The sequence below is a fragment of the Kribbella sp. NPDC023855 genome, assembly GCF_040639475.1.
Taxonomy (GTDB): domain Bacteria; phylum Actinomycetota; class Actinomycetes; order Propionibacteriales; family Kribbellaceae; genus Kribbella.
In genome coordinates this window covers 400695-423718 of the sequence record NZ_JBFAAA010000004.1, presented here as the reverse complement: position 1 = coordinate 423718, position 23024 = coordinate 400695, and the positions used below count along the sequence as shown (strand labels likewise).

Annotated in this window: 21 protein-coding genes; 9 read left to right on the top strand and 12 right to left on the bottom strand. The window is 68.3% G+C overall.

Annotation, left to right across the window (positions count from 1 at the left end; genetic code table 11):
• Complete coding sequence (locus tag AB0F51_RS17255) at window positions 1–1422, bottom strand: family 2B encapsulin nanocompartment shell protein (RefSeq protein ID WP_360280802.1); 1422 nt, start codon at window positions 1420–1422, stop codon at window positions 1–3.
• A 512-nt stretch (window positions 1423–1934) separates the two neighbouring features.
• Between AB0F51_RS17255 and AB0F51_RS17250 the strand changes: the two genes are divergently transcribed.
• The 3 genes from AB0F51_RS17250 to AB0F51_RS17240 all read left to right on the top strand — a co-directional run bounded on the left by AB0F51_RS17250 (window position 1935) and on the right by AB0F51_RS17240 (window position 4976).
• On the top strand, window positions 1935–2270 hold the full coding sequence (locus AB0F51_RS17250) for a YciI family protein (protein ID WP_360280799.1): 336 nt from the start codon (window positions 1935–1937) through the stop codon (window positions 2268–2270).
• The gene (locus AB0F51_RS17245; protein ID WP_360280796.1) at window positions 2267–3487 is read left to right on the top strand and encodes a sigma-70 family RNA polymerase sigma factor; all 1221 of its coding nucleotides are present in this window, start codon (window positions 2267–2269) and stop codon (window positions 3485–3487) included. The genes AB0F51_RS17250 and AB0F51_RS17245 overlap by 4 nt, the downstream gene beginning before the upstream one ends.
• 79 nt (window positions 3488–3566) lie before the next feature.
• The gene (locus AB0F51_RS17240) at window positions 3567–4976 is read left to right on the top strand and encodes an MFS transporter (RefSeq protein ID WP_360280793.1); all 1410 of its coding nucleotides are present in this window, start codon (window positions 3567–3569) and stop codon (window positions 4974–4976) included.
• Here AB0F51_RS17240 and AB0F51_RS17235 read toward each other — a convergent pair.
• Genes AB0F51_RS17235 through AB0F51_RS17215 form a run of 5 tightly spaced genes read right to left on the bottom strand, consistent with a single transcriptional unit; the run spans window position 4969 to window position 10477 of the window.
• Complete coding sequence (locus AB0F51_RS17235; RefSeq protein WP_360280790.1) at window positions 4969–5853, bottom strand: ATP-binding cassette domain-containing protein; 885 nt, start codon at window positions 5851–5853, stop codon at window positions 4969–4971. The two genes, AB0F51_RS17240 and AB0F51_RS17235, sit on opposite strands and share 8 nt — an antisense overlap.
• A complete protein-coding gene (locus AB0F51_RS17230; RefSeq protein WP_360280787.1) occupies window positions 5850–6665 on the bottom strand; it encodes an ABC transporter ATP-binding protein in 816 nt (271 codons plus the stop codon). The genes AB0F51_RS17235 and AB0F51_RS17230 overlap by 4 nt, the downstream gene beginning before the upstream one ends.
• Window positions 6658–7533 (bottom strand): ABC transporter permease, encoded by an 876-nt coding sequence (locus AB0F51_RS17225; protein ID WP_360280784.1) that lies wholly within the window; start codon window positions 7531–7533, stop codon window positions 6658–6660. Before AB0F51_RS17225 ends, AB0F51_RS17230 begins: the two co-directional genes overlap by 8 nt.
• Before the next feature lie 5 nt (window positions 7534–7538).
• On the bottom strand, window positions 7539–8633 hold the full coding sequence (locus AB0F51_RS17220) for an ABC transporter permease (RefSeq protein WP_360280781.1): 1095 nt from the start codon (window positions 8631–8633) through the stop codon (window positions 7539–7541).
• Window positions 8630–10477 carry an ABC transporter substrate-binding protein gene (locus AB0F51_RS17215; protein ID WP_360280778.1) on the bottom strand — a complete coding sequence of 616 codons (1848 nt, stop codon included), beginning with the start codon at window positions 10475–10477 and terminating at the stop codon, window positions 8630–8632. The genes AB0F51_RS17220 and AB0F51_RS17215 overlap by 4 nt, the downstream gene beginning before the upstream one ends.
• Window positions 10478–10773: 296 nt before the next feature.
• Between AB0F51_RS17215 and AB0F51_RS17210 the strand changes: the two genes are divergently transcribed.
• Together AB0F51_RS17210 and AB0F51_RS17205 are read left to right on the top strand one after the other, a co-directional pair.
• Window positions 10774–11601, top strand: a complete 828-nt coding sequence (locus tag AB0F51_RS17210) for a class I SAM-dependent methyltransferase (RefSeq protein WP_360280775.1) — start codon at window positions 10774–10776, stop codon at window positions 11599–11601.
• A 257-nt stretch (window positions 11602–11858) separates the two neighbouring features.
• Window positions 11859–13514 (top strand): BTAD domain-containing putative transcriptional regulator, encoded by a 1656-nt coding sequence (locus tag AB0F51_RS17205; RefSeq protein WP_360280772.1) that lies wholly within the window; start codon window positions 11859–11861, stop codon window positions 13512–13514.
• Here the strand turns inward: AB0F51_RS17205 and AB0F51_RS17200 are convergent.
• Window positions 13511–16522 (bottom strand): hypothetical protein, encoded by a 3012-nt coding sequence (locus AB0F51_RS17200; RefSeq protein WP_360280769.1) that lies wholly within the window; start codon window positions 16520–16522, stop codon window positions 13511–13513. The genes AB0F51_RS17205 and AB0F51_RS17200 overlap by 4 nt on opposite strands.
• Before the next feature lie 67 nt (window positions 16523–16589).
• Here AB0F51_RS17200 and AB0F51_RS17195 point away from each other — a divergent pair, with 67 nt between their 5' ends.
• Both AB0F51_RS17195 and AB0F51_RS17190 read left to right on the top strand, forming a co-directional pair.
• A complete protein-coding gene (locus AB0F51_RS17195; protein ID WP_360280766.1) occupies window positions 16590–17366 on the top strand; it encodes an SGNH/GDSL hydrolase family protein in 777 nt (258 codons plus the stop codon).
• A gap of 11 nt (window positions 17367–17377) precedes the next feature.
• The gene (locus AB0F51_RS17190; RefSeq protein WP_360280763.1) at window positions 17378–17962 is read left to right on the top strand and encodes a GNAT family N-acetyltransferase; all 585 of its coding nucleotides are present in this window, start codon (window positions 17378–17380) and stop codon (window positions 17960–17962) included.
• Here the strand turns inward: AB0F51_RS17190 and AB0F51_RS17185 are convergent.
• The 5 genes from AB0F51_RS17185 to AB0F51_RS17165 form a co-directional block, all read right to left on the bottom strand.
• Complete coding sequence (locus AB0F51_RS17185) at window positions 17959–18348, bottom strand: YciI family protein (protein WP_360280760.1); 390 nt, start codon at window positions 18346–18348, stop codon at window positions 17959–17961. The genes AB0F51_RS17190 and AB0F51_RS17185 overlap by 4 nt on opposite strands.
• Before the next feature lie 38 nt (window positions 18349–18386).
• Complete coding sequence (locus tag AB0F51_RS17180) at window positions 18387–18776, bottom strand: YciI family protein (RefSeq protein WP_360280758.1); 390 nt, start codon at window positions 18774–18776, stop codon at window positions 18387–18389.
• Between the two features lie 81 nt (window positions 18777–18857).
• Entirely contained in the window at window positions 18858–19661 is an 804-nt protein-coding gene (locus AB0F51_RS17175) for a GNAT family N-acetyltransferase (RefSeq protein WP_360280755.1), read from the bottom strand.
• Window positions 19654–19893, bottom strand: coding sequence for a hypothetical protein (locus tag AB0F51_RS17170; RefSeq protein WP_360280752.1), 240 nt, complete (start codon window positions 19891–19893; stop codon window positions 19654–19656). Before AB0F51_RS17170 ends, AB0F51_RS17175 begins: the two co-directional genes overlap by 8 nt.
• A gap of 95 nt (window positions 19894–19988) precedes the next feature.
• Entirely contained in the window at window positions 19989–20480 is a 492-nt protein-coding gene (locus AB0F51_RS17165) for a MarR family transcriptional regulator (protein ID WP_360280749.1), read from the bottom strand.
• Window positions 20481–20546: 66 nt separating this feature from the next.
• Between AB0F51_RS17165 and AB0F51_RS17160 the strand changes: the two genes are divergently transcribed.
• Together AB0F51_RS17160 and AB0F51_RS17155 are read left to right on the top strand one after the other, a co-directional pair.
• Entirely contained in the window at window positions 20547–21317 is a 771-nt protein-coding gene (locus AB0F51_RS17160; RefSeq protein ID WP_360280746.1) for a hypothetical protein, read from the top strand.
• Window positions 21318–21393: 76 nt separating this feature from the next.
• The gene (locus AB0F51_RS17155; RefSeq protein WP_360280743.1) at window positions 21394–22962 is read left to right on the top strand and encodes a hypothetical protein; all 1569 of its coding nucleotides are present in this window, start codon (window positions 21394–21396) and stop codon (window positions 22960–22962) included.
• Window positions 22963–23024: the final 62 nt, after the last annotated feature.

The window sequence follows — 23024 nt, the reverse complement described above, 5'->3', positions numbered from 1 at the left end:
CTAGCCTTCCCGGCCGATCTCTACGCCTTCGAGAATGGCGAGAGCGTCCGGGACCAGGACCGCGGTCGAGTAGTAGGCGCTGACCAGGTAGTTGATGATCGCCTTCTCGCTGATGTTCATGAAGCGCACGGACAGCCCGGGCTCGTACTCGTCGGGCAGGCCGGTCTGGTGCAGACCGATCACGCCCTGGCTGTCCTCCCCCGTGCGCATCAGCATGATCGAGCTGGTCCGGGTGTCGCTGATCCCGAGCTTGTTGCACGGGAAGATCGGTACGCCGCGCCAGGCGGGCAGCCGGTGACCGCCGACGTCGATGCTGTCGGGGTAGACACCGGCCTTCGTGCACTCCCGGCCGAACGCGGCGATCGAGCGCGGATGGGCCAGGAAGAAGGCCGGCTCCTTCCAGACCAGGCTGAGCAGCTCGTCCAGGTCGCCCGGCGTCGGCGGGCCGCTGCGGGTCGGGATCCGCATGCTCAGATCGGCGTTGTGCAGCAGGCCGAAGTCGCGGTTGTTGACCATCTCGTGCTCTTGCCGCTCGCGCAGCGCCTCGATGGTCAGCCGCAACTGCTGCTCGGTCTGGTCCATCGGGTGGTTGTAGAGATCTGCTACCCGGGTGTGAACCCGCAGGACGGTCTGGGCGACGCTCAGCTCGTACTCGCGCGGGGTCGTCTCGTAGTCGACGTACGTGCCGGGCAGCTCGGCCTCGCCCTGGTGACCGGCCGCCATCTCGATGGCCGCCTCGCCGAACTCGTTCTCGGCGCGCTCGGGGCTGCGGCGGAACTGCTCGATGTGCTGGCGCAGGCTGTCGGACCGGCCGACCAGCTCCTCGAACGACTCCTGCGACAGGGTGAGCAGCGTGCACGGCGTGATCGCCTTGACGGTGAACTCCCAGAAGTCGTCGGACTCCAGGATCGCCCGGTAGGTGAAGTGGTCGCCGTCGATCAGGGTCTCCAGCACCGTCTCGTCGCCGTACTTGCCGACGCCGATCTTGTCCACCTTGCCGTGCGCGATCAGGCAGATCTGGTCGGCCGGGCGGCCGCGCTCGACGATCACGTCACCGGGCCGGAACTCCTGCTGGACGAACCGGTCGGCCAGTGCGGTCAGCACCTCGACGTCGTCGTAGCTGCGCAGCAGCGCCAGCTCGCACAGCTCCTGCGGAATCACCCGTACTTCGGAACCCGTGGTGGTGAAGGTGACCCGCCCGTCGCCGACGGCGTAGCTGAGCCGCCGGTTCACCCGGTAGGCGCCACCCTTGGCCTCCACCCAGGGCAGCAGCTTCAGCAGCCAGCGCGAGGTGATGCCCTGCATCTGCGGCTCGGACTTGGTCGTCGTCGCCAGGTTGCGTGCGGCCGCGGTTCCCAGGCTCAACTGAGGCCGTTGTTCGTCGGCGTTGACATCCTGCGAGGCCGGCTCGGTCAAAGTCACACTACCCACCACCATTCGTTCGCGGTTCACGTTGTTGCGCCCGAGGCACGGGCGGTCGTCGCGGCCCTGCCGGGCACGGGTGTCCGGGCAGGGGTGTTCGGCCGGCGGGTGGACGGGCTCGGGTTTCGGGCACAGGTGCACACGGCACCTGTTCGATGGATTGGCTGACCCAGCTCCGCTGGATCCGATCGGCCGACTGCCCCCCAGGGCTCCGGCCGGATCACAGACTGCCTGGCGCCCAGTTCGCCCTGTGTCCCACCGTGTCGACCGCTACATCACAAACCGTAACCGAGCCCTCACCCCACGCGTCAAGATGAGCACACCTGCAAGTTTTTCCAAACCTTCCAAACCCCCGAAACAATCCACCGAGCACCCCGAGGAATCGCCGTCCCGCCCCGAATCCGCTTGCATCCGGCAACCTCTCCGATGCCGTCGGCAACCTCTCGCCGCGAACGGTTATGGAATCGATACCACGCTCGGCCCGGGCACCACCGGGTGGCAGACTCGCGGTTATGAGATACGTGTTGCTGATCTGTGACGACGAGAACGGGTCGCCCAGCCAGGAGGAAATGGCCGCCGATCCCGTGCACCGGGCCTGGAAGGCCGCGCTGGACGAGCGCCGCGGCGAACTCTTCGGGGCCCGGCTGCGGCCGGTCGCCGACGCCACCACGGTGCGCGTCCGTGACGGCGAGACGCTGGCCACCGACGGGCCGTTCGCCGAGACCAAGGACTTCATCGGCGGGGTGTCGGTGATCGAGGCCACCGATCTCGACCAGGCGATCGAGATCGCCGCCGGCCACCCCTACGCGGCGCGCGGGTGCATCGAGATCCGCCCGGTCTGGGAGTGACCGCAACCCACGACGCCGTCCGGGAGGCCGTCGGCGCGGCGTACCGGGAGGAGTGGGGGCAGGTCTTCGCGACCCTGGTCGGGCAGACCCAGGACTGGGATCTCGCCGAGGACTGCACTCAGGAGGCATTCGAGGCGGCGCTCGCGACCTGGCCGCGCGACGGCATTCCGAGTCGACCCGGTGCCTGGCTGACCACCACCGCGCGGCACCGCGCGACCGACCGGTTGCGCCGGGACGCGGTCGGTCGCGCCAAGCTGCGGCAGCTCGCAGTACTGGCGCGGGAGCAGGACGACCCGGCCATGGACGAGATTCCCGACGACAGGTTGCGGCTGATCTTCACCTGTTGCCATCCGGCGCTGCCGTTCGAGGCCAGGGTCGCGCTGACCCTGCGGACGCTCGCCGGCCTCAGCACGGCCGAGATCGCCAAGGCCTTCCTGACCGCCGAGACCACGATGGCGCAACGCCTGGTCCGCGCGAAGCGCAAGATCACCGAGGCAGGCATCCCGTACCGCGTCCCGCCCGCCGACCGGCTGCCGCAACGGCTGGCCGCCGTACTCGGGGTGCTCTATCTGATCTTCAACGAGGGCTACGACGAACAGGAAGGACGCCGGGCGCTGACCGCCGAGGCGATCCACCTCGCCCGCGTCCTGGTCCGGCTGATGCCACAGGAGCCCGAACCTGCGGGCCTGCTCGCGCTGATGCTGCTGCACGAGGCTCGGCGTACCTCGCGGATCGAGGAAGGCACCTTGGTCACGCTGGAGCACCAGGACCGGTCGAAGTGGGATCGCGGCCTGATCGACGAAGGTGTCGCCGTACTGGGTCAGGCGATGGCCATGCGGCGGCCCGGCCCGTACCAGGTGCAGGCCGCGATCGCCGCCTGCCACGCCACCGCCCTGGACAGCGAACGCACCGACTGGCGCCAGATCGCCGGCCTGTACGCCGAGCTGGCGTGGCTGGCGCCGTCACCGGTGGTGGAGCTGAACCGCGCCGTGGCGATCGCGATGTCGGAAGGTATCCCGGCCGGCCTGGCATTGGTCGATGAGCTGACAGCGTCGGGCCGACTCGCCGGCTATTACCTGCTGCCCGCGACCAAGGCCGACCTGCTCAGGCGAGCCGGCCGGGTGGGCGATGCGAAGGCGGCGTACGCGGAGGCGCTCGAGCTGGCTCCGACTGACGCGGAACGCCGGTACCTGGCCGGGCGGCTCGACGAGCTCTGAAGTTTTTTCTGGCGGATGTCGATCTGGCGTCGTCGTCTTCGTCGGTCGGGCACAACCGACCAAACGGAGGTAACGACTCATGTCACGCTGTGACCTCGAGCCCGGAGCAGTCGACCAGAGAACGCCCGCGCGACCTGCTCGGCGCGGGCTGGTGCTCGCACTGGCCTGTACCGCGCAGGGGGTGGTGGGCCTCGACACTGCCATCGTGAACGTGGCGGTGCCCTCGATCCAGCACGAGCTGGGGGTCAGCCACGCGACGGTGCAGTGGGTGGTCGTCGCGTACGGCCTGCTGCTCGGCGGCTTCCTGCTCTTCGGCGGCAGGATGACCGACTACCTGGGACGCCGACGGGTGTTCCTCGCCGGGTTCGTCATCTTTTCGCTAGCCTCACTCCTGGCCGGCGCCACCTCGGAGGCGGGCCTGCTGATCGCGGCCCGCGGGCTTCAGGGTTTCGGAGCCGCGCTCGTCGCACCGGCGGCGCTGTCCTTGCTGGCCGTCACCTTCACCGAAGGCGCGGAGCGCAACCGCGCCCTGGGGCTGTTCGGAGCCGTCGGTGGCGCGGCCGGCTCGATCGGTGTGGTCGCCAGCGGGCTGCTCACGGCCGGCCCGGGCTGGCGATGGGCCTTCTTCATCAACGTCCCGATCGGCGTGGTGGTCATCGTGCTCGCCACCGCGTTCCTGCCCAGGGATCGTGCGGTCGACCGCACCACCCGGCTCGACACCGCCGGTGCCACCACCGTCACGGCCGGTCTCCTGGCGTTCGTCTACGCACTACAGCATGCTGCCGGCCACGGCTGGCTGACCGGCACGGCTCTGGGTTTGTTCGCGGTGTCCGCCGTACTCCTTGGGGCTTTTGTTCTGATCGAGGCACGCTCTGCCGCCCCGCTCATCCCGCCGTCGACACTGAGGAACCGGACGCTGGTCGCCGCCAACCTCACCGCCTTCCTCGCGTTCGCCACTCTGCTGTCCTACATCTTTATCGGTTCCCTGTTGATGCAGCAGGTTCTGGGCTTCTCGCCGACGCGGACCGGACTGTCCTGGCTTGCCACGACGGTCACCGTTGTCGTCGTGGCGATGAACGGAGCCCGGCTCATTCCGCTGGTCGGGATCCGCTGGGTGCTGGTCATCGGACTGTCGCTGGTCTCCGTCGGGGCAGTCTGGCTGGCGCGGGTGCCCGCGGAGGCCGACTACGTCACCGATCTGCTGCCGGCCTTCCTGCTCGCCGGAGTCGGCTTCGGGCTCTGCGGGCCCGCCTTGCAGATCGGCGCGCTATCCGGCGTGCCCGAGTCGGCCGCTGGTCTGGCCTCCGGCCTGGTGGAGACCATGCGCGAGATCGGCGGCGCCGCCGGAGTCGCCGTCGTCGCGACCGTACTGGTGACCGGCTCCGGGCTGGCCGGCTTCCACACCGCCTTCGTCCTGATCACCGCCCTCGGCCTGCTCGGCGTACTCACCGCGCTGGCCGGTTTCGGCTCCCTCCGCCGCACTAGATGATCGGGGTGGCTTCTTCCGCGGTGTCGGTGGGTGGGGTGGCGCCGGATTCGTGGATGGTGATGCGGTTGGTCCAGCGGGCGTCCGGGTCCGGTTGCGGGATGGAGTCGAGCAACAGGCGGGTGTAGGGGTGGCTCGGGGTGTGCATCACCTCGGTCACCGGCCCGCGTTCGACGATCTCGCCCTGGGTGATCACCATGACCTGTCCACCGAGGTAGTAGACGGTGGACAGGTCATGGGTGATGAACAACGTCGTCATGCCGTGCTCGCGCTGGAAGTCCAGCAGGATGTCCAGGAACAGCTTCCGGATCTGCGCGTCGAGCATGGAGACGGGTTCGTCGGCGATCACGAAAGCCGGGCGGAGCATGTGGATCCGGGCCAGCATGATCCGTTGCCGCTGGCCACCGGACAACTGGTGCGGGTACCGGCCGAGGACCCGGCCGGGGTCGAGGCTGACCGCTTGCAGCGACTCCTCGATCAGGCTCTGGCCGGCCTCCCGGGTGGTGGCCAGAGAGAACTTCTTGACCGCCTTCCACAGCACCCGGTCGACGCGGTAGAACGGGTTGAAGATCGAGTACGGGTCCTGGAAGACCGGCTGCACGTTGCGGCGGTACTCGTCGTACTCGGCGCGGTTGAGCTTGAAGATGTCCTTGCCGCCGTACGTGATCGTGCCGGCGGTCGGCTTCTGCAGGCCGAGCACGTTGCGCGCGATCGTGCTCTTGCCGCTGCCGCTCTGGCCGACCAGGCTGACCACCTGCGGCGGCTCCGCGTCCAGCCGGAAGGTGGCGTCGGCGACGGCGGTCAGGTAGCCGTCGGCCGTGCCGCGGGCGTGGAAGCGCTGCTGGACGCCGCGCAGTTCGATCACCTTGCCATCCGTCATGACGCCCTCCTTCCGAGTCGTGGGATCGAGTCGATCAACTGGCGGGTGTAGTCGTGCCGCGGATCCTTGAAGACCTGGTGTACGTCGCCGACCTCGACCAGCCGGCCCTCATACATCACCGCGACCCGGTCGACCAGCTGGGCGTGCACACCCATGTCGTGCGAGATCACCATGAGAGTGACGCCGAAGTCGCGCCGCAGGTCGGCCAGGCTCTGCAGGATCACTCGCTGGATCGTCACGTCCAGCGCGGTGGTCGGTTCGTCGGCGATGACCAGGTCGGGTTCGAGGGCGACGCAGATCGCCATCAGCACGCGCTGTTTCATCCCGCCGGACAGTTCGTGCGGGTACATCCGGGCCACCCGCGGTTCCAGGCCGACCTGGTCGAGGAGCCGGATGACCAGCTCGGAGAGAGCTTCCTTGCGTTCCGGTGCGTGCTCCAGGATGACGTCCTTGAACTGGTCCTCGACGCGCATCACCGGATTGAGCGAGTTCATCGAGCCCTGTGGGAGATAGGAGAGCGCGCTCCAGCGCAGTACGCGGAGCTCCTCGCCCTGGACCTTCAGCAGGTCGACCGGTGAACCGCCCTTGCGGTGGAAGATCGCCGAGCCCGCCGTCACCTTGCCTGGCGGCTTGAGCAACCGCAGCAACGCCACCGCGAGAGTGGACTTGCCGCTGCCCGACTCCCCCGCGATGCCGAGGATCTCGCCGCGCCGGACCGACAGGTCCAGCCGTTCGACAGCTTTCACGTCGCCACGGCTGGTCGAGTAGACGACCTCCAGGCCGGACACGTCCAGTACGGTCTCGTCACTCACCGGCCACTCCTCTCAACCGTGGGTTGTAGACCTCTTCGAGGCCGATGTTGATCATGTTCAGCGCCGCGAACAGCAGCGTCAGCAAGACGATCGGTACGACGAACATCGGCCAGGCGCCCAGTGTCAGCGCGCCGGTGTTGATCGCGTTGAAGATGATCTGGCCCAGGTCGATCACGCCGCCGGGCCCGAGCCCGATCACCTCCAGGCCGACCAGCCCGAAGATCGCGCCGAGCGCCGACGAGGCGAAGCCGACCCCGATGAACGGGAGCAGGTTCGGCAGCAGCTCGGTGGTGATGATCTCCAGGTCCCGCGCCTTGCTGACCCGGGCCAGGTCGACGTACGGGCGGGACCGCAGGCTGAGCACCTGGGAACGGATCGTCTTGGCCGCGAACGGCCAGGAGAAGATCGAGATCATCACCCCCACCTGGAACAGACTCACGTTCTTCGCGTACGCCGACAGCGCGATCAGCAACGGGAACGTCGGGATCACCAGCAGGATGCCGGTGAACGTGGAGAGCACGTTGTCGATCCAGCCGCCCTTGTAGCCGGCGACGAACGCGACGATCACCCCGACCACGGTCGAGATGATCCCGGCGATCGCGCCGATCTGCAGCGACACCGACAGCGCGGTCAGCACCATCGCCAGCACGTCCCGGCCGAACTGGTCAGTGCCAAGCACGTGGTCACCCGACGGCACCAGCCACTTCTCGTACGCCGCCACCTCGATCGGGTCCGTTCCCCCGCCGATTCCGTTCACGATCAACGGGCTGAGCAAGGCCAGCAGAACCATCACGGCGATGATCAGCAGACCGGTCGCGAGACGGCGGCTGTTGCGGACGGTTCGCAGTACCGCGTGGAGGATTCTCATCGGACCTACTTCCAGTACTTGACCCGAGGGTCAAGCAACGGCAGCAGGAGGTCCAGCAGCAGGACCGCGGTCAGGACGGAGAAGATCGCCATGTTGGTGACGCCGAGGATGGTGTTGAAGTCGAGTTGCTGGATCGCGGTCACCAGGGTGGTGCCGAGGCCGGGATAGTTGAACAGCTGCTCGACCAGCACGTTGCCGTTGAAGATGAAGCCGAGCGAGATCCCGAACGCGGTGACCTGGGGCAGGTAGCAGTTGCGCAACGCGTAGCGGGTCAGGATCCGCCACGGCTTGAGCCCCTTCGCCTCGGCGTACACGAGGTAGTCCTCGCCGAGCACCGGCACCATCAGCATCCGCGTCGACAGGATCCAGCCCATCGCGCCGATCCCGACGATCGACAGGCCGGGCAGCAGGCCGTACTTCAGCACGCTGCCGATGAAGTCCAGGTTGAACCCTGGACTGATGTTCGAGTCGTACGCCGCCCGCGCGGGCAGCACCCCGAGCGTGTAGGCGAAGACGTAGACCAGGATCAGCGCGACGAAGAAGAACGGAACGTGGGCCAGCGCGATCGACAGGTTGGTGATGATCGCCGAACCCCGCTTGCCGCGCCGCCAGCCGGCGATCGCGCCGACCGCGATGCCGATCACCCAGGAGAGCACCGCCGAGATGCCGAGCAGACCGATCGTCCACGGCAACGCCCGCAGGATCACGTCCTGCGCCGGCGTCGGATAGTTGATCAGCGATGGCCCGAGATCGCCGTGCAGGACCAGCTTCTCCATGTACTTCAGGTACTGCGAGAACAGGTTGCCCTCGAGCCCGAACTCGTGCTGGTACCGGGCGATGATCTCGGCACTGGCCTGCTGGTTGTAGATGTAGTTCTGCTGCAGGCTCTGGATCAGCGTGTTGATCGGGTCGCCGGGCATCAGCCGGAAGAAGAAGAACGCGATGGTGAGCGCGCCCCACAGCTCCACCACGTACAGCCCGAGCCGGCGGATCGCGTACGCCGCGAGCGGATGCCGGGACAGCCAGGCGCGCACCCCGGGTCGGGGTGCGGACACCTGTTCCTTGTCCACGGCAACTACCGGCGGCGCCTCAGCGGTCACGCCGGCCCTTTCTGCCCGGTGGCCTTGATCCTGGCGAGCACGAAGGTGAAGTGCGGCCACCAGTTCAGCGGCACCTCGTACAGGTCGTCATCGGTCGGCCAGCCGGTCCAGAAGGCGGTGTTGAAGAACTGCGGGTAGCCGGTCTGGATCACCGGCAGCAGCGGGAGCTTCTGGAAGTAGATCTCCAGCGCCTGGTCGAGCAGCGGTTTGGCTTCCTCACTGTTCGGGTCCATCCCGGCCAGCTTCTGCGAGATCTCGTCGAACTTCGGATCCCGGAAGCGCATCTTGTTCTTGCCCGCGGCGTTCTTGCCGATAGGCCGCGCCCGGCTGCTCTCCCAGTCCGTGTACAGCTGCTCCGGGTCGATCGCGAACCCGGCCCAGCTGGAGTCGATGTCGTACTCACCGCGCTCGAACTTCTCGCTGTGCACGCTGCCGGACAGGCTCCGCAAGGTGGCCGGTACGCCGACCTTGGCCAGGTCGGTCACCAGCACGTTCGCGATGGCGTACTCGTCCTTGTCCTTCTGCGCCGGGGTGATGATCTCGAGGTTGACCTCCTTGCCCTTGTACATCCGCTTGCCGGCGGAGTTCTTCGGGCAGATCTCGTCCAGCAGCGCGGTCGCCTTCTCCAGGCTGTACTCGAACTTGTACTTGTTCGCGAGCTCGTCGTTCTTCCACTTGTCGTTGGTCGGGTAGTCGGCCCACGGGTAGATCGCGGGCGGTACCTCGACCTGCCAGACCGACTTGCCGATCTTCTCCCGGTCCAGGCAGTAGTTGATCGCCCAGTGCATCTTGGGCTCGGCCATCACGCCGCGGGCCGGGTCGCAGTTCAGCCACATGACGCGCGGGTTCGGGTCGTGGAACTGGGTGGTCTGCAGGTTCGGGTAGCCGGCGTTGCTCAGCTGCTTGGCGTGCTGCGCGTCGATCGAGCCGACGTCGAACTCGGCCCGCTCGAACGCCAGCGACGCCTGGTCACCCTGCTTCGACATGCTCTGGAAGATCACGTACTGCGGTTTGACGTCGAGCTTGTCCTTGTTCCAGTAGTTCGGGTCCTTCTCCCAGACGAACATCTTCTGGTTCCGGATCGCCTGCTTCAGCTTGTACGGGCCGGACCGGACCGGCGGGTTGTCCTTGTACTTCGTCGGGTCCTGCGCCTTCCAGACGTGTTCGGGCATCACGTTGATCGGCGCGCCGGAGATCGCCGCGATGAAGTTGTAGTGCAGCCGCGGCGTCGGCTTGAGCAGCTTGACCACCGCGGTGTGGTCGTCGGGGACCTCGACGCTCTGCACGAACTCCTTCAGCTCACCGCCACCGCCGAACAGGTCGGGCCGGTCCTTCAGCATCATCACGGTGAACCGGAAGTCCTTCGCGCCCAGCGGCTTGCCGTCGTTCCAGTGGGCCTTCGGATCGAACTTCAGGGTCAGCTCGGTGTGGTCGCTGTTGTAGCTGTACTCCGTCGCCAGCCACGGCGTCAGCTTGCCGGTGGCGAAACTCAGGAAGAACAACGGCTCGGTGGCCAGCTCCACGCCGGCACCGCCGGGCGAGCCGTTCGGGATCATCCCGTTGAAGCTGTCGAACACCGTGTACTCGACCTGGCCGACGATCACCGTCTGGTCGCGCGGCGTCGGGATGTTCGCCTTGCCGATCTGGATCGACTTGGTGGCGGCGGGTTTGTTGTTCGCGGGCTTGTCGGAGTACGAGCCGCCGTTACCGGAACACGCGGCCAGGAAGCCGGCCAGCGTGGCCGCGCCTCCGCCCACCACGAGGCGTCGGGTCAGGGGGCTGTTCAACTGGTGGCGGACGACGTCGGCGACGTCTTCGAACTGGGGGCGCGGCGCATCGTTCACGATGGTTTCCCTTCGATCCGAGTCCTGACCGGGCGGGTACGTCACTCATGGAAACGTTTCTCGGACTATAAGTAGCGATGACAACGTTGTAAAGACTTTGCACTGAAACCTAAGCGAGTGCGCTGAATGCGCTGCTCCGTGGATATACCAACCTCTGACAACGAAAGCGTTGTGCTGGATTCAGTGGTTGAGCACAGGTCGTCACACGTCTTGTCACACGTGGACGCGGTCTGATCGGGGTGACACCACGGTGGTGGCGTTGCTGGGGGGCGCGGGTTCGTTCGAGGGGGAAACACATGAGTACGGAAACGACGGGTGCGGCGATCGACTTCGACGCGATCAAGGCCAAGCAGCGGGCCGGCTGGGAGACCGGGGACTATCCGCGGGTCGGCAACACGTTGCAGATCATCGCCGAGCTGCTCGTCGAGGCGGCCGATGTGCGGGCAGGTCAGAGTGTCCTGGATGTGGCATGTGGACAAGGGAATGTGGCGATGGCGGCGGCGCGGCGGTTCGCTGATGCGACCGGGGTCGACTACGCGGTCAACCTGCTGGAGCAGGGGCGGGAGCGGGCGGCTGCCGAGCATCTGCCGGTCACCTTCTTGGAGGGCGACGCGGAGAAGCTGCCGGTGCCGGACGCCGGGTTCGATCTGGTGACGAGCACGGTCGGCGTGATGTTCGCACCGAACCATCAACGCGCCGCGGACGAGCTCGTGCGGGTGACGAAGCCCGGCGGCAAGATCGCGCTGGCCAGCTGGACGCCGAGCGGCATGATCGGCGACCTGTTCCGGACGGTCGGCAAGTGGGCTCCCCCGCCGGCCGGAGTACAGCCGGCCACCCTGTGGGGCGATGAGGAGCACCTGTCCGGGCTGTTCGGGGACAGGGTCGAGTGGGTGAGCCTGACCAAGCGCCACTACGTGTTCCGGTACCTGTCCGCGGAGCACTTCTCCGAGTGGTTCCAGCAGTACTACGGCCCGATCACTCGTCTCGCGGGGACCCTCTCCGGCGACGACCTCACCTCCTTCGCAGCCGACCTCGCGGAGGTCCCCCGCACCCACAACCAAGCCGACGACGGCACCGTGGCCGCCCCGGCCGAGTACCTCGAAGCAGTAGGCATCAGACGCTGAAGCATTGGCTGGTGCCGTGGGGCCGGGCGGCATGAGGGCCGGCCGGTGCTGCCGGGGCCGGGGTGGAGGCTCGCGGGAGGACGTGCGTGGGTTCACACTGGCGGGAGGGGGTGACGGCCATGGGGGCGATCCGGGTGTTGGCGCCGTCGGTTGAGCACGGGGGCGGAGCTCGGGCGCCTCGGGGGCGTAAGGCTTGGGCTTTGTTTGCTTACGTGTTGCTGGCGGATCGCCCGCCTACCCGCAAACGGTTGGCGGAGATGTTGTTTGCGGACGCCGACGACCCGCTAGGCGCACTGCGCTGGTCGCTGGCTGAGTTGCGGCGGGCGCTGCCCGGCGTGGACTTCGCTGGCGATCCCGTGGTCATGACACTCGATCCGGGAACGTTTGTGGACGCTCAAGTCGTCATGGGGCAATCGGCAGCGCCAGACGCGCTGCTGGACCTCAGCGGCGAGCTGCTCGAAGGCATCGAGCTTCCGTCCTGCCCCGAGTTCGAGTCGTGGTTGCTGGTGGAGCGGTACCGGCTCTCCGCCGCGATCGAGGGCCGCATGCGGGAGACAGCCGTATCGCTGGTGGCACGAGGCCGCTCAGCGGACGCCGTTGCCTATGCCTCGAAGGCTGTCGCGATGAACCCGCTGGAGCAGGGCAACCACGAGCTACTCGTCCGCTGCCTCGCGATCTCGGGAAACCGCCCGGCCGCACTCCGGCAGGTCGCAGCCTGCACGGACCTACTGCGCCGCGAGCTCGGCGTCGAGGCATCAGCCGCTCTGCTGGACGCATCAGAGGTCGGCCCCGGTTCGATCGCGGGCCCAGCTCTGGGCGGCCACGCCGCGGCAGCGAGTCAACTGGAAGCCGGTCGCGCGGCGATCGTGGCCGGCGCGGTTGACGCGGGTCTGCAGTGTCTCCGGCGAGCAGTGTCCGAGGCGGAACACTGCAAAGACCCGGTACTACGAGGTCGCGCGCTCGCAGCTCTCGGCGGCGCTCTCGTCCACGCTGTCCGGGGCCGGGACGAGGAGGGCGCGATCGTCCTGCACGAGGCGATCCTGGTCGCCGAGCAGGCCGGTGACCGGAGTACGTCAGTACTTGCTCATCGCGAGCTCGGCTTCGTGGAAGTGCAGGCCGGTCGCCGCCAGACCGCCGGCAACTGGCTGACGAAAGCCCAGGAACTGGCCGAGACCGACGAGGAGCACGCGGCGATCCTCGGCGTACTGGGGATGAACTCGTCGGATCAAGGTGACTACCCCGCGGCCTTCGAACAGCTGGGCGAGTCGGCGGAGTCGGCCGCGCGCTGCGGGGATCGCCGTCAGCAAGCATGGTCGCTGTCGCTCACGGGTCGCGCGCATCTCCTGCGAGAGGAGTACAGCCAGGCAGCCGCGGCCCTCCGTGAGTCGCTCGAACTCGTCAGGCAGGAGCGATGGATCGCTTTCATGCCATGGCCGCAGGCACTCAATGCCGAGCTCGAGCTGTACGCCGGGCATGTGGACGCCGCCGCGGATGGCTTCGAGCAAGCCTGGGTGCTCGGCTGCCAGCTCAACGATCCTTGCTGGGAAGGGATGGCGGGTCGCGGGCTCGGCCTACTCAGCGCCGGGCGCGGCGATCACACCGGAGCAACCGAGTGGCTCGCGCAGGCGGTCAGCCGGGCAAGTCGCGAACCGGACCGCTACCAATGGGTGCACGCACATGTGCTCGACGCAGCCAGTACTGCGGCCTTGGCGCGCGACGACGAGGAACGCGCCCGCCCGCTGGTGAACCAACTGGCCGAACTGGCCGCCCGCTGCGAGATGCGAGAGCTTCTGGTGCGAGCCAAACTGCACCACGCCCGCCTGGGCGACGCGACAGCAGCCGACTCGGCCCGACTGCTCGGCGCCGGCATCGACAACCCCGCGCTGGACACCCTCATCCGCAAAAAGCGCTAGTCGAAGGTGGCGTCGAGGCGGAGTTCGCTGGAGCGGTCGGGTTCGCTGAGGACAGCACGGATGACGTGGCGCTGGTCCCAGCGGCCGGCCGCCCAGGCGAGTGCTTTCGCCAGGCCGTCGAAGGTCGCGGCGTGCGGCCGGCGCTCCTCGTCGACCCACCAGGAGACCTCGACGCCGTCGACCAGCAGCTCCTCGTGTTCCCACCAGGTGTCCGGCGCCTCGGGGACCAGCTCCCGCACCAGCTCCGGTACGTCGGCCGCGGTCCCCTCGCCATCAATCTTGCCTGCGGCAACTTCTTCCGCCATCGGCACGTCGAGCAGGTCGCTCAACCCGTCGGCAGCGGCGCCGGAGGCGACCACGAAACCGCCGAGATCGCTGCGCTGCAACCACATCGGCGCATCGGCGACCACTGCCTCCCCCGCGCTCACCACCCGGGTGAGACCGCTTCCGTCCAGCACCCGAACCTCGTCCGGCGTCTCCCCCGGATAGGCCGAGTGCGTCCCGAGCTGACTCCAGAGCCGCAGGATCGCGCTCTCCTCGACCTCCCGGTCGGGGTCCGCGAGCCGGTCCAGCAGCAGCTCGACACCGGCGGCATCCAGATCGCTCACCACCCGGACCAGACCAACCGCTGTCCGCACCTCCGGGTCGAGCCGGGCCGTCCATTCGGGCGCACTGTCGAGGAAGCTCGCCAGCACCGGATCCGCGGCGGGATCGGCCCGGCCAGCCAGCGGCTCGCCGTCCTCGAGAACAACGCGATCCCGGATCCACCAGGCCGCGTACGACAGAGCACCATGCGGACGATCGTCAGGCCCGACCACCCGGACCGGCTCGACCAGCGCCCGGCGCAACTCGGGCGAGGTCCCGAAGAGTTCGAGCACCCGCGGCCACGAACCGTCCATCACCCAGTCGAGATCGCGGACCGCGGTCAGCTCGCCGACAGTCGCCCCGAAACGCGAGCCGTCCGGCGCCACGTCGTACGCCCAGTCGGTGATTCCGTCCAGATCGGCCAGCGACTCGGGCAACTCGTCGAGGGCGACATCGGCGGCGGAGATCGTGCCCAGTGAGCTGAGTACGCCGATCGCCTCGACGGCCGCGAGTCCGTGACGTTCCACGATCGCGGTGTCGATCGGTGCGACCTCTTCGGGGTCGAGTACGGCGGCAGCGTCCGAACCGGGAATCACGAGTGCGTTGGCCGGGACGAGTTCGCCGTCGGCGTCTCGGAGTACGAGGTCGGACAACCACCACAGGCCTTCCGCCTGGGAGACGTCCGCCGCGACCACGCTGAGCACCGCGTCGGCGATGACGTCGGGGTCATCGGCGTCGGCGGAGTGTTCGACCGCCACCCGCACAGCACTGTCCTCCAGCAATGCGCGCGGAGACATCGGAGTCGCGCCCAGCCGCTCCAGTGAAGGATGAACCGCCTCCGGGTGCACGACCCGTACGCCGTACTCGCCGAAGCTGGCCAGTACGTCGGCCGGCACCTCGTCGCCCGGAAGCAACAGGCCGCGTACTCCGCGGACCAATCGCCCGTCGGCCAACGGGACGGGAAGGGTGCCGAGGGACTCGCGGAGCAAGGCGTCGGTGACCATCTCGGAGAGGGCTCCGTAGACCTCACGCCACCAAGCTGGTGATTCCGCCGCAGCCACCGAACCGAGTTGGTCGATGATGTCGGCGAGCTCCAGCCGACGGATGCCGAGGGCATCGAGTGCGGTCCGGTGATGGCGCGGCGATCCGATCAGGCCGGGAACGATCGGGGCGAGGACGCGGTTGAACGCGTCGTCCGAACCCTCGACGACGACGGCTTCACGAGGCGGCAGCAGTGAGCCGTCCTCGACCGCGCGCACGATCGGCGTACTGGGCAGTGTGGCGAGGATCGCTTCGCGGAGGGCACGATCCAGCGCGCCGGCAGCGAGGCCGGTCGGGACCAGCGACAGGACGTCGGCACCATCCTCGGCACGGCTGCGGAGCAATTCCGCGTACGCCGTCGCTGCTTCCTGGACGAGGTGATCGGTCAATGGTCCGGTGGCGACGTGGCGCCGCGACGGGTCGAGCGGGAAGGTTGCCAGCAGCAACGCTGGTAGGGAGAGTGGTTCATCGGTGGGAGTCGGCGCATGGACGACGCCGGGCAGCTCGCCGCTTGGCGAGAGCGCCTCGGCACCGCCCGATGGCCCAGCGGCCGCAGTACGCGGGAGCGCCCAGAGGATCGACCAATATGGCCGCGAGCGTTCCTCGGTGGGCCGGTCGGCGAGGAGTCGCTCCCTGTCGCTCTCGTCGACCACGCCGGCCGCGCGCTGCACGTACCACCGTGACTCGGCGTCGGCGAGAACGCGCACCGACCCGTCGACGTCGATCTCGATCCGCTCCAGGCCCGGCAACGCGAGCAGCAACGCATCGCCGGCTTCGTCGAGCAACCGGCGTACCAGCTCGGCCGCCGCCTCGTCGCGGAGCGGCAGGATCACCGCGGTGTCGTAGCCTTCCGGCGGCTCGCCCTCGGCCTCGAACGGTAGGCGCAGTACCGGGACCTGACCGTCACGTCGGCGGACCTCGGTCTCCAGCCCCGCGGACTGCAGATCGGCAACGGCGGCCGCGCTGTCCTGACGGGAGAAGCGCACGCCACCGGTCCGCGACAGGATCACCGGCTCGTCGGTCACGGCGAGCACGGCCGAGAAGCCGACACCGAACCGCCCGACAGCGCTCTCCGCGTCGTCCCGCTTCGCTGACGCGCGCAGGGTCGCGAGCGACTCGACACCCTCGGCCGTCAGCGGCGCACCGGTGTTCGAGACGACCAGCGTCCCGCTCCGGAGCGAGAACTGCACCCGCCCCGGCACTCCCGCCCGGACCGCGGCGTCGGCCGCGTTCTGAGCCAGCTCGACCACAACCCGATCCAGGTACCCGCCCAACGCCAGATCCTCCTCGGCGTTGGCATCCTCCCTGAACCGAACCGGCGCCGCGGCCCACCCCGCCAGCACCCGCTCCCGAATCCCACCACTTCCAAACACATCACTCACCCGGCTGAGTATGCCGCCCAGAAAATTCTCGCCGATCGGCGCGGTCCCGGGCAGGTATCGTCAGGGCGTGATCAACCCTGGTAGTCGCTATGTCGCGTTGGGCAGTTCGTTTGCTGCTGGGCCTGGAATCAAGCCGATCGTGGACAAGGCGGCGGGTCGGTCCGGCCGGAACTATCCGCATCTGGTCGCCGAGGCGCTCGGGCTGGAGCTGACCGACGTGACGTACTCGGGTGCCACGACGGCGACGATCCTGCGGGACCGTCAGGACAGTGCTCCCCCGCAGATCGATGCCGTCGGCCCCGAAACGGCACTCGTCACGATCACTGCCGGGGGCAACGATCTCGAGTACATCGGCACGTTCCTGCGCGGCAGCCTGATGAACACGCTCGCGAAGCCGGCCACCCTGTTCGGCAAGCGCGTCGCCAACCGGATCCGCGCCCGGGTGAGCTACCTCAAGGACCAGACCGAGTACGACGCGGTCGCCGCTTCCCTTGCCGAGATCGTGACCGAGGTCCGCGATCGCGCTCCCAGCAGCCGAATCATGCTCGTCGACTACCTGACCGTGGCAGGTCCGGCGACTCGCCCGCGGCTCGACGTACCGCTGAACGAGGAGCAGCTGCCGAGCGTGGTGATGATGGCCGACGGCCTCGCCAAGGCCTTCGCCACAGCGGCCGAGAAGACCGGCGCCGACCTGATCGCCGCCTCGGCCGCCAGCCTTGACCACGCGGTGGGATCGGCGACTCCCTGGACGACGGGCTTCCGGCTCGGCCGTGGCGTCCCGTACCACCCGAACGAGGCTGGTATGGCAGCCGTCGCCGACCTGATCGTCGCGAAGCTGCGCTGAGGCGAGCTGACGTGGTGGAGATCCGGTTGGCTGACGCCGGCGACCTGGAGCCGGCCGTGGACACGCTGGTGCGGGCGTTCGAGGACTACCCGCTGACCCGGCTGGGGCTCGACCCGGACGGCTACCTCGACCGGCTTGCGCAGTACCACCGGTTGTTCCTCCGCGAGGTCGGTCTGGCGCACGGCCGGGTCTGGGTCGCCGACGATCACACCGCAGTCGCCAGCTGGACCACACCGCGGACACCGCCCGGTGTGTTTGCCCCGCTGGCCGCGGAGTTCCAGGAGATCGCGGGCAGTCGCGCCGAGCTGGCGTCGCAGTACGAGCAGGCGATGGTGCTGTTCCGGCCGTCGGAGCCGATCTGGTTCCTCAGCGTCGTCGGCGTGGATCCCGAGCGGCAGGGCCGCGGGCTCGGCCGGGCGGTGATCGCTCCCGGCATCGCCGCGGCCGACGAGGAGAACTCCCCCGCGTTCCTGGAGACGCAGGATCCCGCCAACGTCGCCTTCTACGAGTCGCTCGGTTTCGAAGTCCTCGCCGAGCTCGACCTGCCGGCGCAAGGCCCGAAACACTGGGCCATGCGCCGCCCACCCAGGAACTAAACCGGCGCCTCGCCCTCGGGGTGGACCTCGACGACCTGGTTGAGCGGGCGGCCGCCGGGGCCCGGCGTACGGGAGATGCGCAGCGCGAGCTCGACCGCGCGCTCCTCGGAGGCGACGTCGACGACCCAGTAGCCGGCCAGCACCTCCTTGGTCTCACTGAACGGCCCGTCGGTGATGATCGGCTCGCCGTCGTCCTGCGCGCGAACCGTCTTCATCTGGTCCGGACCGGCAAGCCCGCGCTCCTCGACCAACTCACCGGATTCCCTCAGCTCCTGGTCGAACTCGCGCATGAAGTTGACCATCACCTTGAGGTCCTCCTGCGACCAGGTGGTGGGCATGTCGTCCCAGCCCTGCTTGTTGGAATGCATCAACAGCATGTACTTCATCGGTCCCACTCCTTGTCGTCGGCCGGTCGGTCGGTCGGTCAGGCCGGCGCGACGCCCTCGGGGTGGACCTCGACGACCTGGTTGAGCGGGCGGCCGCCGGGGCCCGGCGTACGGGAGATGCGCAGCGCGAGCTCGACCGCGCGCTCCTCGGAGGCGACGTCGACGACCCAGTAGCCGGCCAGCACCTCCTTGGTCTCACTGAACGGCCCGTCGGTGATGATCGGCTCGCCGTCGTCCTGCGCGCGAACCGTCTTCATGTTGTCCGGACCGGTCAGCCCGCGCGCCTCGACCAACTCACCGGAGTCCTGCAGCTCCCGGTTGAGATCGTGCATGAAGTCGACCATCACCTTGATGTCCTCGTCCGACCACAGCTTGGGCATGTCGTCCCAGGCCTGCTTGTTGGACTCCATCAGCAGCATGTACTTCATCGGTCCCACTCCTTGTCGTCCGTCCCCACACCGGGGTCGCTCAGCAGCAACGTCGGAGCCGATCTCCCGTTCTCGACAGGGTCAGCCGACCGGCGTGTGAACGTACGGCGTGGTGGTGGTGACGGGCAGGAATCCGAGCCGCTGGAGAATCGGCGAACTGTCGTCCGACGCGTCGACCTGCAGGTACCGGTAACCCAGCTCGACCGCGCGGGCGGCGCGCACCGCCACCAAGGCCTTGTAGATGCCTTTGCCTCGCCATTCGAGCAGCGTAGACCCGCCCCAGAGCCCGGTGAAGTCCGTGCCCTGCTTGTAGACCGCCCAGGCCGCCGAGACCACCTCGCCGTCCGCCTCCGCCACGAACACGTCGGTCAGCCCATTCGCCTGCCGCCGGACCAGGTCATCGGTCAGCCACGACCAGTCCTTGCCCCAGACGGCCGACTCCATCGCCGCGATCCGCTCGAAGTCGGCCTTGTCCCCGGTACGGCGGATCGTCACACCCGGCACAGCGTCACGTCCGGCCAGCCGCTCCACGATCTCGGCGCTCTCGGCGATCACGACGGTCTCGCGTTCCTCCGGCACGAACCCGGCCGCGGTCAGCCGCTCGGGTAGATCGGCCGGCAGGTCGTGCCCGCGGGTCTTCCACTCGACCGGCTGCCCCTTCGCGGCGAAGTAGTCGCGCTGCCGAGCGATCAGCGCGTCGAGCTCGGTGCCGTCGAGGCCCTCGAGAGAGCGGTAGCTCACGAATCCACGGCTCGGGTACTCGACCCGGATCACCGGCCCGTCGGTGCTCGTCGGTACGTCGGCCGCCTCGGATCCGCCGCGCAGCTGCTCGTCGTACGCCGCCAGCAGGACGGCGATCCGGTCAGTGTTGGTTGGTTCAGTCACCCGATGACTGTGCCATGCACGGGGTCCGATCCACGACCGATTCGGCCGTGGCCGAACGTCGGCGGGTCAGCGCGAGGACGGCCCGCCGGAAGGCGTTCCGGACGCGGTGCTCGCGGCGCTGGCGTTGCAGTGCCTCGGCGGCCATCAGCCGTACCTCGTGGTCACCGCCGACCGAGTGCCGCACGTCGTCGGCGACCAGCTTGCTGTTGACAACCACGCTCAACGCTTCCATTGCTCGGCGCTCCCTGCTCGGGCTCCCCTGGTGGGTGCCTTCACTGCAAGGTCGGAGCTGCGCGCCGCAGCTCTACATCCAGCAACAATTTGCTTTCAGTGCTGCTCGGTGGAGTGGACGAGAGTCCGGAGGAGCACGGTCAGGCGGTCCTGGTCGGCGGCGGGCAGCTGGTTCACCAGGTCGACCTCGACCTGGGTGATGTCGCCGAGTGCCTGCTGCCAGATCAGCAGCCCCGCGTCGGTGAGCGTCGCGACCACCTTGCGCCGGTCGTCGCGATCATGGTGCCGGGCGACGTAACCCGACCGCTCCAGCGCGTCCAGCCGATTCGTCATCGCGGCCGGCGACAACCCGAGCTGAGTGGCCAGCCGCCCGGGCGTCGACTGGTACGGCGACCCGCCCCGGCGCAGCATGTGCAGCGTCTTGAAACCCCACCACTGCAAACCATGCCGAGCCAGTACTGCGTCCCGCTGGCGGTCCAGGTAGCGCCCGAGGACCTGCAGCCGGGTCGCGATCCCCTCGACCCGCAGATCCATCTCCGGCAGCTCCCGGCTCCACAGCTCCACGTGCGCGTCGATCGAGTCCTTCACCTGCTGAATGATTCACCGGCTGAAGCTTTGTTGTCAAAACTTTCGATGTCGAAATACTGTCCCGCCATGACACAGATCGCGCTCGACCCCCTGCTCGCCGCCGTGACCGCGTTGATGCGCGCGGGCCGCTGGACCACCGCCACCGACCTCCTGCAGGCGGCCACCGCCTCGACCCCGTCCGAGCGCCTCGCGCTCTCTGCCGCGCTGGCCGAGGTCACCGTCGACCAAGACTTCAGCCAGCAGACCGACAACGCCGGCCCGGCGCTCGCAGTACTGGAGGAAGCGCTTGTTGAAACTCCGGACGCGACGACGAGCTGGGACCTTGCCTTCCTCCGCCTCAAGAAGGACTACAGCAATGCGCTCTCCACGAGCGACCGCACCGCTGGTGAGGCTTACGCGAAGCGTGCCGCCGAACTCCACGAGACAGCACCCGACGAGGCCCGATCAGGCTATGCGGCCTTCTACCAAGGCGTCATCGCGGACAACCTTCAGGAACTCCCCGAAGCTGCCTTCACCGCCTTCACCACCGCGCTCGAACTCGGCGAACGCTCCGCTGACGACCTCCTGATCTCCCTCGCCCTGCGTCACCTCGGCGACCACGCCCACACGGCTGGTGATCTCGTCCTCGCCCGCGCGGAATGGGAACGGTCAACCGAACTACGCCAGAAGGTCGGTCACCTCCTGGGCGCGCTGGCCCAGCAGACGCTCCTCGCAGTACTGGCTCGCGACGAAGGCAACCCCGAGGCCTCCCGCGCGATCGCCACCGAAGTCAACCGCTGGTCGCACCAGGTCCACATCCCCTTCCTCCAAACCCAAACCGCCACCCTCCTGACCTGACGCCCCACCGGCACGACCTGTTGCAGAAAGTGACCGGACGTGCTAGTTCTGAAGCTGGTTGGCGAGGGGGGCCTCAATGCCGAGCGGTCAGACCGTTTCACCTGCACTGCCACAACGGCTTTCACTGCGTCATCGGCTGGCGTGGATATTGCGGGTCAATCGGCAGCTGGGCTCGCAGCCGGCCTTCGCGGTCCGGACCAGGTTCGCCGAGGCCTGGCCGAGCAGCACGGATCCACGGTCGGTCAACCCGTCGACCATCTACCGCTGGGAGGCCGGCCAGTCGGCGATCCCGCACTCGACGGTACGTCGGTACGAACACCTGCTCGGACTGCCGGCCGGCCACCTGGTCGCCGTTTTCGACCACGCGCTCAGGACGAACAAGCCGGTGATCGAAGCCCCGCCCGCACTCAGCCGCGAACACCGGTTGGACCACCGAGCACTCGACCGGCGGCTGGACGCGCACCTCGATCGAGCCTGTACGTCGGGCCTGATGAGCGGATCCGACTGGGACGAGCTCACCGATCTGCTGGCGACCCGGCCCACGGCGTACCTGCCGGGACGGACCTGGCGGGAGCTCTCGCATCGTCTGCTCGCCGAGATGCTGCTCGCGTGTGGCAGGTCGTGGCTGCAGCGCTACGAGGCAGTCAACCGGCTGCTCGCCCATCCGGCCGCGCAGGCCGACCTGATCGATGCCTGCGCGGTCGCCGCGGCCGATCGCGACAACCAGGTGATGATCTCGACCCTGGCCGCGCTGGGGACGAGCAGCCATCGCGACTCGATCTCGATTCTCCTGCGCCAGTTGGTGAATCCGACCGACGAACGCGCGTTGTACGGAACGGTGCTGGCCCTCACCGAGGCAGCGACCCTGAACCAGCTCGACCCAGGGCAGCGGCGGCAAGCGATCCGGCTCCTCCGGGAGATCGTCGCGCCCGGCGGGCCACTCGGATCGATGGCCCACGAAGCGCTGCGAATGATCGGCGGGCCCACCCGCAACACAGCCAGCACTCGGTACTCCGCAGCAGAACCCGTCTCGCTCATCGCCCAGCGCATCGCGCACACCGCCGCGGCCGCCCTCCCCAACGCCCCGGAGAACTTCGCCGATCCCGTACTGCCTCAGTTGGTCGAGGAGCTGCTGTTCGACCCGTCGGACGACGCTCGCCTGATGGTCTCGGCGATGATCGCCGCGACTCCTTATCGCGCCGGGATCGCCGCGGCCCTGTCAGCAGAGCTCAAGCGCGGCCGGACACTCACCGGCGACCCCGAGCGGGCGGGCGCGTTCCTCTCCGCCCTGCGGATGCTGGGCGGACGACCTGAACGCGGGCTGATCGAGCGCATCGTCGTGGCGGACGGCATACCGTCGCCGACGATCTCCGTCGCGGCGTTCGCGCTCGGCCACTTCGCCGAGACGCCACCGGATTCCTGGTGGGACCGCGCACTCGGTAAACATCTGGCGGACTGGCAGCGGACCAAGAGTCAGACCAGCGTGGCGGCCCTCCGCGGCCTGGCCTACAGCGCCGGGGTCAACGGAAACCGCGGGCCGCTGCGGCGGCTGCGTTCCGATCCGGATACTCCGGCCGCGGTGCGCGCGGGCGCCGCGTGGTGGCAGAGCCAGCCGGCGCACGTCATCGCCAGCGCGCAACTCTGATCGCAGCGCGCGAGGATGCCCGAAAGGGCAGATTGGTTGCCTTGGGTCCCTATTGTGGTCGC